The 11924-nt window shown below is 50.0% G+C and carries 14 protein-coding genes; 8 read left to right on the top strand and 6 right to left on the bottom strand.

The window, feature by feature from the left end; all coding sequences use genetic code 11:
- Positions 1-61: 61 nt before the first annotated feature.
- The 3 genes from rsmB to def all read right to left on the bottom strand — a co-directional run bounded on the left by rsmB (position 62) and on the right by def (position 2942).
- Complete coding sequence (rsmB, locus tag EDI28_RS22880; protein WP_325062650.1) at positions 62-1348, bottom strand: 16S rRNA (cytosine(967)-C(5))-methyltransferase RsmB; 1287 nt, start codon at positions 1346-1348, stop codon at positions 62-64.
- Positions 1349-1473: 125 nt separating this feature from the next.
- A complete protein-coding gene (gene fmt / locus EDI28_RS22875; RefSeq protein WP_128786199.1) occupies positions 1474-2418 on the bottom strand; it encodes a methionyl-tRNA formyltransferase in 945 nt (314 codons plus the stop codon).
- A gap of 14 nt (positions 2419-2432) precedes the next feature.
- Positions 2433-2942 (bottom strand): peptide deformylase, encoded by a 510-nt coding sequence (gene def / locus EDI28_RS22870; protein WP_128786198.1) that lies wholly within the window; start codon positions 2940-2942, stop codon positions 2433-2435.
- A 414-nt stretch (positions 2943-3356) separates the two neighbouring features.
- Here def and EDI28_RS22865 point away from each other — a divergent pair, with 414 nt between their 5' ends.
- Genes EDI28_RS22865 through EDI28_RS22850 form a run of 4 tightly spaced genes read left to right on the top strand, consistent with a single transcriptional unit; the run spans position 3357 to position 6599 of the window.
- Positions 3357-4439, top strand: coding sequence for a LysM peptidoglycan-binding domain-containing protein (locus EDI28_RS22865; protein ID WP_128786197.1), 1083 nt, complete (start codon positions 3357-3359; stop codon positions 4437-4439).
- Positions 4436-5530 (top strand): DNA-processing protein DprA, encoded by a 1095-nt coding sequence (gene dprA, locus EDI28_RS22860; RefSeq protein WP_128786196.1) that lies wholly within the window; start codon positions 4436-4438, stop codon positions 5528-5530. Before EDI28_RS22865 ends, dprA begins: the two co-directional genes overlap by 4 nt.
- A gap of 2 nt (positions 5531-5532) precedes the next feature.
- Positions 5533-6006: a DUF494 family protein gene (locus EDI28_RS22855; protein ID WP_128786195.1), complete on the top strand. Its 474-nt coding sequence runs from the start codon at positions 5533-5535 to the stop codon at positions 6004-6006.
- A gap of 35 nt (positions 6007-6041) precedes the next feature.
- Positions 6042-6599: a DNA topoisomerase family protein gene (locus tag EDI28_RS22850; RefSeq protein ID WP_128786194.1), complete on the top strand. Its 558-nt coding sequence runs from the start codon at positions 6042-6044 to the stop codon at positions 6597-6599.
- A gap of 74 nt (positions 6600-6673) precedes the next feature.
- Here the strand turns inward: EDI28_RS22850 and EDI28_RS22845 are convergent, their stop codons facing one another.
- Both EDI28_RS22845 and purE read right to left on the bottom strand, forming a co-directional pair.
- A complete protein-coding gene (locus EDI28_RS22845) occupies positions 6674-7789 on the bottom strand; it encodes a 5-(carboxyamino)imidazole ribonucleotide synthase (protein WP_128786193.1) in 1116 nt (371 codons plus the stop codon).
- Positions 7789-8277, bottom strand: a complete 489-nt coding sequence (gene purE / locus EDI28_RS22840) for a 5-(carboxyamino)imidazole ribonucleotide mutase (RefSeq protein WP_128786192.1) — start codon at positions 8275-8277, stop codon at positions 7789-7791. Before purE ends, EDI28_RS22845 begins: the two co-directional genes overlap by 1 nt.
- A 201-nt stretch (positions 8278-8478) precedes the next feature.
- Between purE and tsaC the strand changes: the two genes are divergently transcribed.
- From tsaC to EDI28_RS22820, 4 genes are all read left to right on the top strand, one after another.
- Positions 8479-9036 (top strand): L-threonylcarbamoyladenylate synthase type 1 TsaC, encoded by a 558-nt coding sequence (tsaC, locus tag EDI28_RS22835; protein WP_128786191.1) that lies wholly within the window; start codon positions 8479-8481, stop codon positions 9034-9036.
- Between the two features lie 7 nt (positions 9037-9043).
- Entirely contained in the window at positions 9044-9949 is a 906-nt protein-coding gene (gene hemF, locus EDI28_RS22830; protein WP_128786190.1) for an oxygen-dependent coproporphyrinogen oxidase, read from the top strand.
- A gap of 84 nt (positions 9950-10033) precedes the next feature.
- Positions 10034-10855 (top strand): shikimate dehydrogenase, encoded by an 822-nt coding sequence (gene aroE / locus EDI28_RS22825; RefSeq protein WP_128786189.1) that lies wholly within the window; start codon positions 10034-10036, stop codon positions 10853-10855.
- Between the two features lie 2 nt (positions 10856-10857).
- A complete protein-coding gene (locus EDI28_RS22820; protein WP_128786188.1) occupies positions 10858-11121 on the top strand; it encodes a DUF1488 family protein in 264 nt (87 codons plus the stop codon).
- A 6-nt stretch (positions 11122-11127) separates the two neighbouring features.
- On the opposite strand, the gene EDI28_RS22815 is transcribed toward EDI28_RS22820, so the two are convergent.
- Entirely contained in the window at positions 11128-11667 is a 540-nt protein-coding gene (locus EDI28_RS22815; RefSeq protein ID WP_128786187.1) for a gamma carbonic anhydrase family protein, read from the bottom strand.
- Positions 11668-11924: the final 257 nt, after the last annotated feature.

Here is an 11924-nt window from a genome sequence, read left to right as displayed (position 1 = left end):
CCTTGATTACTACGCTTCTGGTCAGAGGCTACATTTATAGCCTCTGATTTAGAAGTGTTTTTTATAGGGCTTTACGTATAACGGCGTAGTAAAAACCGTCCATATCATGTTCGCCGGGTAGGATCTGGCGACCAGGCTGTTCTATGTCGCTGCCTGTCAGTTCGGCATCATCGGTACGGCCAAGGAAGGCTTTCACCTGCTCGCTGTTTTCCTGTGGGGTGATTGAGCATGTCGCGTAAACCAAGGTGCCGCCAGGCTTGAGCTGTTGCCACATAGCGTCAACGATTTCGGCCTGCAGCTGGGCCAGGGCCTCAATATCGTCGGCTCGGCGTAGCCATTTGATGTCTGGGTGGCGTCGGATCACTCCGGTCGCCGAACATGGCGCATCCAGTAAAATACGGTCGAACTGCTCGCCCTGCCACCACTGGTCCGGATAGCGGGCATCGGCACATAGAACCTTGGCATCCAGTTTCAGACGTTGCAGATTATCGTGTACCCGCGCCAGACGCTGTTCGTCACAGTCGATAGCAACAACTTGCGCCTCTGGCTGGCGTTCCATGATATGAGCCGTTTTGCCACCTGGTGCCGCACAGCAGTCAAGGATCAGCTCGCCGGCTTGCGGGGCGAGATACTCAACCGATAGCTGGGCTGCAGCATCCTGTACCGAAACCCAACCGTCGGCAAAGCCCGGTAGCTTGCTGACATCACAAGGACTATGCAGACGAAGTGCATCCTGAGCCTCTGGATGGAGATCCGTCGAAATGCCTTCTGCATTCAGCAGCTCGCGGTATTCGTCGCGGCTATGATGACGGCGGTTAACGCGCAGCCACATTGGTGCCTTGGTGTTGTTGGCTTCAATCACTGACTCGAATTGTTCAGGATAGCCCTGCTTTAAGAGCTTAAGCAGCCAGCCCGGGTGACCGTATCGGCCGGCGTCATGGCTGAGCGACTGTTCATCAAGGCTTTCCTGCTGGCGCTGATAGTTACGGAGAATTGCATTGACCAGCCCGCGTAGCTGAGGCTTTTTCAGGTCTTTGGTGGCATTCACTGTTTCTGCAACGGCAGCATGAGCCGGAATACGCATATATCCCAGTTGATATAGGCCGACAAGGATCAGGTGATGGAAAACCCGTTGCTTGCCTTTGAGTGGCTTATCCATCAATTGGTTGGTGACAGATTCCAGACGAGGCAGCCAACGCAATACGCCATAACAGATTTCCTGTAGCAGGGCGTGGTCACGTTCTCTGATATCTTGCTGGGCAGCAGGCAGGGCATTTGAAAGGGATTGGCCCTGATCAACAACCTGATAGACCACCTTGGCTGCAGCGGCTCTTACATTCATTCGGATTTCCTGAAGTTGTTTCCGTTAACGTAGCTGTTTGGACGTAGCTGTTTGCTAGGTACGTTAGCGACAGAATAGTTTCTCTTCCGCCAAGCGGAAAAGAAAAGCCAGTGCAAGCACTGGCTCGGTTATTACAGTTCGGTGCCGGGTTCGAACCAGTCGCGGCGCGAATTGAGTAAATCTTGTGCCTTCATGGCTTTCTTGCCCGGAGGTTGCAGTTCGATCAGACGCAGAGCGCCTTCTCCTGTAGCAACCAAGATCCCTTGTTTGTCGGCAGATAAGATGGTACCTGGCGCTTTGCCCTGATTGTCATCAACGACGCCTGCCTGCCAAACTTTGACGTTTTGCTCGGCAACGGCAAAGTAGCTCATTGGCCACGGGTTAAAGGCTCGGATACAACGCTCAATCGAAGCGGCATCCATCGTCCAGTCGATTTTGGCCTCTTCTTTGCTAAGCTTCTTCGCATAGTTGGCCAGTTCGTCGTTTTGTTTTTCAGGCTCCGCAGTGTCTGCCGCGATATCGGCGAGGCACTCAACGAGGGCGTCTGGGCCCAGTCCAGCCAGTTTTTCATACATGGTGGCACTGGTGTCGGTTGCCTCGATTGGCAAAGTGGCAATTTTCAGCATATCGCCGGTATCCAGGCCTTCGTCCATCTGCATGATGGTGACGCCTGTTTCCTTGTCGCCAGCCCAGATAGAGCGTTGGATCGGAGCGGCCCCACGCCAGCGTGGCAAAATAGATCCATGTACATTGATACAACCGAGCTTCGGCGTTTCCAAAATATCTGTCGGAAGTATTAGGCCATACGCCACTACGACCATGATATCGGCATTGAGTGCTGCCAGTTCCTGCTGTGCCTCTTCGTTGCGAAGCGAGGCAGGCTGGTAAACCGGAATATCGTGCTCAAGGGCTATATTCTTTACCGGGCTAGCGGTTAATTTTTTTCCGCGACCTGCCGGACTATCCGGTTTGGTGTATACGGCAATGACATCATGCTGTGAAGACAACAACGCCGCCAGGTGACGGGCGGCGAAGTCTGGGGTACCAGCAAATACAATACGTAATGGTTTGCTCAAGGTAGCCTCTATGATTAGTTTTTTTCGTTAATTCGCTTAATTTTTTCCAGCTTCTGCTTAATACGCTGGCGCTTCAGCGGCGACAGGTAGTCAACAAACAGTTTGCCAGCCAGATGATCCAATTCGTGCTGGACGCAGATAGCGAGTAAATCATCAGCATCGAAGGATAGTTCTTTGCCGTTGCGGTCAAGGGCGGTGACGGATACTTCTGCTGCGCGTGGAACCAGTGCTCGTGCACCAGGAACAGACAGGCAGCCTTCTTCAATACCGTCTTCACCGCGTTTCTCGGTGATTTCGGGATTGATCAGTACCATTGGTTGATTGCGCTCTTCTGAAAGGTCGATCACGACAATACGCTGATGAATATCAACCTGAGTAGCGGCGAGGCCAATACCCTCCTCGTCATACATGGTTTCCAGCATGTCATCGACAATCTTTTGGATCTCAGGTGTTACTGCTTCCACCGGCTTGGCGACGGTGCGCAGGCGCTCATCAGGGAATGTTAATACTTGCAATACAGACATAGGTACTCGTAAAAATAGACAGTGCTGAAAACTAACGTAGCTTATTTGCTCTAATTCTAGTCATTTTAAACCGCAAATAATAGCACCTGACGGGATTAGATGATGCTGACGCTGTTTGATTGGCAATGAATGTTTGCACTCTCTGTACAATTTTCGCCCTACCAAATGACTTGGTCGGAGCACAATAGCGTTATCTCTGGTGCAAAGCAGGACGACTGACAGTGAAGTGCGCCGAAAAATGGCGTCGTTGATTTTGACGAGCATAGACATAAGCCGAGAGCAGTGCCAATTTGCAAGTTCCAATGTTTCTCTGGGTGTCCGTTTGAGCGACTACAGAGAATTGCCTACATTCATCAAGGCTCGTTTGGCGAGCCCTATCACTATGATGAACGGGTGTGCCAGGGAGGGCATTACATGAGGTTGCTTGTATTATTTTGGGCGTTATTCTGGCTTTTTCCGATAGCTTGGGCCAGCCCTTCTAAACCTTTGGTTAAAGAGGGCATTTCGTCGGTATATACCGTGAGGAAGGGCGATACCTTGTGGGATATTTCTGCCCACTTTTTATCGAACCCTTGGTTATGGCCTAGATTATGGGAGGCAAATTCTTATATTGAAAACCCCCATTTAATCTACCCCGGGGATCAGCTGCATCTGGTCTGGTTTAACGGCCAGCCGCAACTGCAGTTAAAAAAAAGGGTTAAGGTATCGCCCAGTATCCGGATTAAACGCTCTCCCATTACGACATTGCAAGAGTCGCTATTATTGCCGTATCTCGTAGAGCATCGATTGTTGACTTCTGCCGAACTCGATCGCCTGCCGAGGGTGTTGGGGGATAGCAATGGAAAAGGCTATATATCACCGGGCGACACGGTATGGGTCGATACGGGATTGGAGCTTGGTGAGTGGTGGTGGGTCTATCGGCCGGGGAAGCTATTCTCTCGTCAGCTACCCAAGGGCGGTGAAGGTATCTCGGTGAGGGGGCTGGAAGAGATAGCCAAAGTTAAAGTGACAGAAATAGAAGGGGATATCAGTCAAGTAAGCCTGAGTTCTTTCCGCCAGGAGATCCGCCAAAATGATGTGCTATTGCCCGCTCCTTTGCCTCGTGAAAAAGTGTCGCTTCGCTTTGTGCCGTCAGAGCCACCACTGAATATTCAGGCTAAAATTTTAGGGCATTTGGATGTTCGGAGCTATATTGCGACTTCAGATATTGTTGTGCTTGATCGTGGTCACCTGGATAATGTTTCGGCAGGAAATATCTTTCATATTTATCGATCCGGAGCCTTGGTAGAAGGCGATAAAGGTGAGTACCAGTACCAAAATAGCGGTTATCTCAAAAAACAGTACCAACTCAGCCAGATGGCGCTGGGCGAGATCATGGTGATCCGCCCGTATGAGCATTTCAGCCTGGCAGTTGTGACTAGGGCGACAGAACCTCTGGGCTTAGATATATTGGCCCTGCCACCGCGACAGCCTTTTTCTGAATCTACTCGATTATGAGTGAACTTGAAAGCTGGCTAACGTTGGCTGCAGTCCCCTATTTGGGCGGCAATCGTATCAGTCAGCTACTGCACTATGCTACCCCTCAGCAGTTGTGCCGGATGACTGTCGAGCAGCTTCAGGCTATAGGGCTGAACCCTCGGCAAATATCGTGCCTGCTGCAACCTAAATATCAGCGTATTGAGCGTTGCCTGCAATGGGCTGAGTGTGACCAACACACAATTTTGACGCTCGACTCGCCCTGCTATCCGCCGTTGTTAAAAGAAATTGCCTCGGCCCCTCCCCTGCTGTTTGTTCGCGGAGAAGCGCATTGGTTGCACGAGCCACAGGTGGCAGTGATAGGCAGTCGCTCTGCCAGTATTGATGGCCGAGAGTCTGCCTATGAGTTTGCCGCGTCGTTGGTGGCGGCAAATTATGTTGTTACCAGTGGCCTGGCTCTGGGGGTGGATGGTCAGGCCCATTACGGGGCGTTGAAAAATGGCGGTGCCACTATTGCGGTGTTGGGTTCGGGACTGGATCAGGTCTACCCTGCCCGTCATCGAGAATTGGCGAGTAAAATTGTCGAGCAAGGCGCCTTAGTCTCGGAGTTTTGGCCGGATGAAAAACCGCGCCCGCAGAATTTTCCGCGGCGCAACAGAGTGATCAGCGGACTGTCTGTTGGCGTATTAGTTATAGAGGCGGCAGAGAAAAGTGGCTCCCTGATCACCGCTCGTTATGCATTAGAGCAAGGGCGGGAAGTCTTTGCCCTTCCCGGCTCAATTCATTACTCAGGAAGCCGAGGATGTAATGCATTAATCAAATCCGGTGCTAAATTGGTAGAAAGTCCGGTCGATATCTTTGAAGAGGTGGGTGCGCTTACTGAGTGCGTGAAAAATAACCAGTTAGACTCGTCGTTACCGCAACCAGAGAATGAGGAATTGCCATTTTCTTCGGTGTTGGCTAACGTAGGCAATGAAGCAACACCCGTAGATGTAGTTGCTGAACGCTGTAAACAACCCGTACATGAAGTTATGATGCAATTGCTGGAATTAGAATTGCAAGGTGTTGTCACTACAGTGCCCGGTGGCTATATCAGAACGAGGAGGGGCTAGTTATGATGGATATTCTTATGTACCTGTTTGAAACCTATATCCACAGCGATGTGGAGTTGCTGGTTGATCAGGACGAACTTTCAGATGAGCTGCTGCGCGCAGGTTTTCATCAGGACGATATCTATAAAGCTCTGACATGGCTAGAAAAACTGGCTGCATTGCAAGATACCGAGAATACCCCTTACATGAATAACAGTGCTGTCACTTCTATTCGTGTATATACCGCGCAAGAAATGACTCGGCTTGATACCACATGTCGTGGTTTTCTCACCTATCTTGAGCAGGTCCATGTACTTAGCGGTGATACCCGCGAAATGGTCATTGACCGGGTGATGGAGCTGGAAACATCAGAATTTGTGCTCGATGATCTGAAATGGATTATTCTGATGGTGCTGTTCAATGCTCCTGGCAACGAAAGTGCCTATAGCCAGATGGAAGAACTACTGTACGGTGCGGAAGATGGGTATATTCACTAACTGAATCCCCCTTGGCTGGCGAATTGAAGAGTTGTATGTCTGGTAAAATTAACGAGCAATTGTTTTCGGCTCACGAGCATGCCCTGGATAAGGAGCAATGCTGTCCCCAGTGTGGTGCGGAGTTGGTTATTCGCAACAGTAAGCGCGGGCCTTTTTTGGGGTGTGCTGGTTATCCCGAGTGTGATTATATCAAGTCGTTGAATTACAACGACGGGCATGTCGTGAAGCACTTAGGCAAGCCCTGTCCGGATTGCGGTGACGAACTACTGCTTCGTCAGGGGCGATACGGCATGTTCATTGGGTGTGCTGGATATCCGGCATGCCACCATATCGAATCTCCCGAGAAAAAAGCCGAAGATACCCAGCTGACTTGCCCTTCATGTGGCAAGGGTCATCTTATGGAGCGCAAGTCGCGCTACGGAAAAGTATTTTATGCCTGCGATCAGTATCCGGGCTGCCGTTTTGCCGTCAATAATAAGCCGATTGCCGGCCAGTGCCAGCAGTGTGGATTTGGTTTGTTGATAGAAAAGAAATTAGCCGGCGGTTTGAAACGCCAGTGTGCTGACCGAAAGTGCAATGCCTACCAGGAATAACCGCTCCTTACCGTTATGATAAAAAAGCCAGCAGATGCTGGCTTTTTTGGTTTAAGGCTTCTGTTAACCGCTAATCATTGGCGAACGGCTGGAAAGGCGATCGGATCTAAATGATCGGCTAGCTCGTCCAAGGTGGTTTTCAGATCGGCCGTGGAATTCGCGCACACATTGATATGGCCCATTTTTCGCCCAGGGCGCTTTTCTTTGCCATACCAGTGAATGTGGCATTGCGGAAGAGCCATTATGGTATTTGGCAAGGTATCTTCGCCGAGAATATTGACCATCGCGGTCGGGCGCAACAGCGAAGTATCGCCTAGCGGCATGCCGCACACTGCTCTCAGGTGGTTCTCAAACTGGCAGGTTTCTGCGCCTTGTTGGGTCCAGTGGCCGGAGTTGTGTACACGTGGGGCAATTTCATTGACTAGCAGCCTGCCACCGACATCAAAAAATTCGATGGCCAGTACACCGATATAGTCGAGCGATTCTGCCAGTGCAAAGAACATCGCTTCTGCCTGGTTTTGCAGTTCACGGTTTCCTTCTACTGCCATCGACAGACTAAGCACCCCATTGATATGGATGTTTTCAGTCAGTGAATAGATAGCCATACTGCCATCCTCGCCACGGGCTCCGATGAGGGAAACTTCGCGGTCAAAGGAGACGAATTCTTCGGCCACAATCGCCTGATCAGGCGTTGCCGCGAGGAAGCTGTCTATTTCCTGCCAGATTTGATCAGTATCTTCATGGGATTTCAGCCGCCACTGTCCTTTGCCGTCGTAGCCACCCAGGGCACTTTTTAATACCATGGGGATGCCGACGGCATCAATTGCACGATCCAGATCATCACGGGTATTGATGATTTGGTACTTTGCATTGGCAACATCAGCATTATCCAGCAGGCGTTTTTCTAGCCGACGATCGCCACCCGCCTTAATTGCTTCCGTGGTTGGCCGAAACTTTCCGCTGGCTGCACAGGCATCGAGAATATCGTGAGGGATGTGCTCAAATTCAGCAGTGATTACATTGGCATAGGTGATTGCTGTATTCAGTCCTTTCATCATCAGTTGCTGAGTTAGTGGATGAACCACATGACCGCTACTAACATCATAGGCGAATACTTCAATATTTAACGGAGCCCCGGCCAGTGCCATCATTCGTGCCAGCTGGCCGGCTCCAAGCACCAATACTTTCATTATGCATCCTCTGCTGGGTTCGGGTTATTCAGCACTGTGTCGGTCTGCTCCTTGCGAAATGCATCGACGGCTGCCATAACTGTGGTGTCCTGGGTGCCTATGATCTGAGCTGCCAGCAGGCCGGCATTGGCTGCGCCTGCGTCACCAATCGCCAGGGTACCCACCGCAATCCCTTTAGGCATTTGTACAATAGAAAGCAGTGAATCCATGCCTTTGAGTGCGCGGGACTGAACAGGTACTCCTAATACCGGAATACTTGTAAAGGCTGCTGTCATGCCGGGAAGGTGTGCTGCACCGCCAGCTCCGGCAATGATGACTTTAATGCCACGTTCGTGGGCACTTTCAGCATATTCGGCAAGCAAGTGTGGAGTACGGTGAGCAGAAACTACTTTGGTTTCATAAGGCACGTTGAAGCGGTCTAGCATCTCAGCTGCATGCTGCATGGTTGGCCAATCTGACTTTGAGCCCATGATAATCCCAACTTTCATCCCGATCTCCTTTGGGTTGCATAATACGATGGCGTGAATTCTTTTGCGTGCATTATACGGTGATTTTTTGAGAAGGAAAACGTTTGCGTCGGTGATTTTGCCTCATTCTGTTACGAGCATGGAGTTGCGAGGTTGGAGTCGGTAATATAGGTAAACAGATGGTTAAATCTGGCGTCAGCTGGGATCAAAAATGAGGATTATGTGGATAATTTAGCGCAAGTCGTTGCAGCACTGCAGAAAGGTGAAGTTGTCGCTTACCCGACCGAGGCCGTTTTTGGCGTAGGGTGCGACCCTGATAATAAACAAGCGGTGCAGAAACTCTTGGCGTTGAAACAGCGCCCGGTTGAAAAAGGACTTATCCTGATTGCTGCCGATTACGAGCAACTGACGCCTTATATTGATGACAGCCAGCTGACGGTAGAACAAATTAAGCGTATTCAATCCAGCTGGCCGGGGCCTGTGACTTGGGTGATGCCAATAAAGGCAGGGGTACCGAGCTTTTTAACCGGCCAGTTTACAACTATTGCGGTACGGGTAACTGATCACCCGTTAGTGCAACAGCTATGCCGTCAGTTCGGCAAACCACTGACCTCAACCAGTGCCAACCTGACAGGCCAGGAGCCGGGGCGCACCGCAGAAGAAGTCAAAGCTCAGTTAGGTCAGTATTTACCTGCTATTTTACAAGGAGAGACAGGAGGTCGCGACAACCCTTCTGAAATCCGTGACGCCCGAACAGGGAAAGTGTTCCGCCAAGGATAATAACAATATGCAAAATGTCAGCAAGCAAGCGGTAAAGGCGTTTCTGTTAGATCTCCAGGACCGTATTTGTCAGGCTGTAGAGCAGCAAGACGGTATGGCAACATTCGAGCAGGATCAATGGGAGCGAGAGCAAGGTGGCGGTGGCCGTAGCCGGGTACTGCGTCAGGGGCGGGTCTTTGAACAAGCAGGGGTCAACTTCTCTCATGTCTTCGGTACTAAAATGCCAGCTTCGGCCACGGTACAAAGACCCGAACTGGCGGGACGTAGCTTTGAGGCGATGGGAGTTTCACTTGTGATCCACCCGAACAACCCTTATGTACCAACCTCGCATGCCAATGTTCGTTTTTTTATTGCTGAAAAGGAAGGGGAAGCCCCGGCCTGGTGGTTTGGTGGCGGCTTTGACCTGACTCCATTTTATCCGTTCGAAGAAGATTGCCAGCATTGGCACGATATCGCGAAGGTGCTGTGTGCTCCCTATGGTGAGGATGTGTACCAGCAACACAAAGAGTGGTGCGATAAGTACTTCTTTTTGCCTCACCGCAATGAAACCCGTGGTGTGGGCGGTTTGTTCTTTGATGATCTCAACGAGTGGGGCTTTGAGAAGAGCTTTGCCTACATGAAAGCTGTCGGCAATGGCTATATTGAGGCCTATCTGCCGATTGTTGAGAAGCGTCACCCTACTCCATTTGGTGAGCGTGAACGTGAATTCCAGCTCTACCGTCGCGGACGCTATGTTGAATTCAATTTGGTTTATGACCGCGGTACCCTCTTTGGCCTGCAAAGTGGCGGCCGGACAGAGTCTATCTTGATGTCGATGCCACCGTTGGCCCGCTGGGAGTATTGTTATGAACCAGAGTCGGGAACGCCGGAAGCTGAACTGTGTGAGAACTACCTCAAGCCGCGTGAGTGGTAACGCGGGTACGAAACGTTTGAGCTTGCCGTATAGCAATGATAGGGTCGATTGATCGCCCCTGTTTTATTTGGAACGCATAGCCACATGGACAAGTACGTTGTTTTCGGCAATCCGATTGCCCAGAGTAAATCCCCTTTGATTCATACTTTGTTTGCCCGACAAACCGCTCAGGCCATGACTTATACAGCGGAACTGGCTCCTGTTGATGGCTTCAAGGTGGCTGCAGAGAATTTTTTTGCAGCAAATGGTCGCGGGTGCAATATCACAGCACCTTTCAAAGAAGATGCCTATCAGTATGCTTCGCAACTGACTGAGCGGGCAAAGTTAGCCGGTGCCGTGAATACGCTAAAGAAGCTTGATGACGGTATTATTCTGGGTGATAACACCGATGGAGAAGGGTTAGTCCAGGACTTGTTGCAGAACCAAGTTGAGTTGTCTGGTCGACGTATTTTGCTTATTGGTGCAGGCGGTGCAGCACGAGGGGTTATCTTACCGTTGTTGGCACAACAACCAGACAAGCTGGTTATTACCAATCGGACATTAGAGAAAGCCGAGAAGCTGGCTGATCTGTTTTCTGCTTATGGCAATATTCAAGCGGTGGGATTATCTGAACTCGAACAGCCTGAATTTGATGTGATTATCAACTCAACATCTGCTGGACTTAGTGGCCAACTCCCCAATATTTCAGAGAAGCTTATCAACTCAGCAGTCACTTGCTATGACATGGTTTATGGCTCTGAACTGACAGCCTTCAACCAGTGGGCGCGTGATTTGGGTGCCGGTAAGACATTAGATGGATTAGGGATGTTGGTTGGTCAGGCGGCTGAGAGCTTTATGTTGTGGCGAGGTATCCGTCCTGGTGCAAAACAGGTTAAAAATGAATTACGACGTCTATTGCAGGAATAAACATGAACCAAGATATTCTATTTGCTGATATTCAATTGTGGGATAGTCAGAAGCAAGCCGTTAACTTTCCAGCCCAACAGGCCGGTGCGTTGATCACATGCTGGGTAAGTTTGTCTTGGCTCCAAAAGACGATAGAGCAGCCCTTGAATGAAGAATCCGATATTCTTGCCACCTTTGCTGCCAACCGTTTCGATTTGGAAGAGTTAGCAGAAGTGATGATCGAGGAAGAAGAATTCAATAGCGACGGTGATATTGAAATCGGCTAATACTAATTACTGATCAGCCAGGTATTCGTTTTTCAACCGAACATAATTATCTGCGGAAGCCGGTAAGAAAGCCCGCTCCTTATCGGTTAGCGGACGGGCTTGCTTTACAGGGCTGCCTACATATAGATAACCACTCTTCAAGCGCTTACCTGGTGGAACGAGACTTCCTGCGCCAATGATGACATCATCCTCTATAATAGCGTTATCTAATAAGATAGCCCCCATACCCACCAAAACACGATTTCCGACTTGGCAGCCATGCAACATGGCCTTGTGGCCAATCGTCACATCATCACCTATAACCAACGGGTAACCACTGGGGTTGTCGACTGTTTTTCGAGTGACGTGTAATACCGATCCATCTTGCACATTGGTGCGGGCACCTATGTGAATTTGGTTTACATCACCACGCGCTGCAACCAGAGGCCAGATGCTGGCATCATTCCCTAATTGAATATCGCCGACTAATACTGCTGAGTTGTCAACGTACACATCATTTGCGAGTGTAGGGTAAATACCCTTATAGGATCGTAGTGAAGATGACATGACAATGACCTTTTATGATTCATACAGATGAGAATAGCGAAGCTATGATGTGATTTGCATCAAAAAATGCGTGGTTGTTCGATAATTGCGCGCTTGAACGTAAATAACAGATTTATTTCAAAAAGCCCCTTGCCAATGTGATCGAACTCTCTATAATGCGACCTCACTGACACGGAGCGCGGCGCTAAGCCAGCAACGATTTGTCAGTTTGTTCTTTAACAATTTGACCATGCAATCTGTGTGGGCACTCGTGAAAG

The sequence above is a fragment of the Photobacterium chitinilyticum genome, from assembly GCF_004104355.1.
GTDB classification, from domain to species: Bacteria; Pseudomonadota; Gammaproteobacteria; order Enterobacterales; family Vibrionaceae; genus Photobacterium; species Photobacterium chitinilyticum.
The sequence above is the reverse complement of the archived record's forward strand: the minus strand, read 5'-3'. Positions and strand labels throughout refer to the sequence as shown.

Excerpts from the sequence above, each read along its gene's own strand:
- def (WP_128786198.1), bottom strand. The coding sequence starts at position 2,942 with ATGTCTGTATTGCAAGTATTAACATTCCCTGATGAGCGCCTGCGCACC.
- EDI28_RS22865 (WP_128786197.1), top strand. The coding sequence starts at position 3,357 with ATGAGGTTGCTTGTATTATTTTGGGCGTTATTCTGGCTTTTTCCGATA.
- dprA (WP_128786196.1), top strand. The coding sequence starts at position 4,436 with ATGAGTGAACTTGAAAGCTGGCTAACGTTGGCTGCAGTCCCCTATTTG.
- EDI28_RS22855 (WP_128786195.1), top strand. The coding sequence starts at position 5,533 with ATGATGGATATTCTTATGTACCTGTTTGAAACCTATATCCACAGCGAT.
- EDI28_RS22850 (WP_128786194.1), top strand. The coding sequence starts at position 6,042 with ATGTCTGGTAAAATTAACGAGCAATTGTTTTCGGCTCACGAGCATGCC.
- EDI28_RS22845 (WP_128786193.1), bottom strand. The coding sequence starts at position 7,789 with ATGAAAGTATTGGTGCTTGGAGCCGGCCAGCTGGCACGAATGATGGCA.
- purE (WP_128786192.1), bottom strand. The coding sequence starts at position 8,277 with ATGAAAGTTGGGATTATCATGGGCTCAAAGTCAGATTGGCCAACCATG.
- hemF (WP_128786190.1), top strand. The coding sequence starts at position 9,044 with ATGCAAAATGTCAGCAAGCAAGCGGTAAAGGCGTTTCTGTTAGATCTC.
- aroE (WP_128786189.1), top strand. The coding sequence starts at position 10,034 with ATGGACAAGTACGTTGTTTTCGGCAATCCGATTGCCCAGAGTAAATCC.
- EDI28_RS22820 (WP_128786188.1), top strand. The coding sequence starts at position 10,858 with ATGAACCAAGATATTCTATTTGCTGATATTCAATTGTGGGATAGTCAG.
- EDI28_RS22815 (WP_128786187.1), bottom strand. The coding sequence starts at position 11,667 with ATGTCATCTTCACTACGATCCTATAAGGGTATTTACCCTACACTCGCA.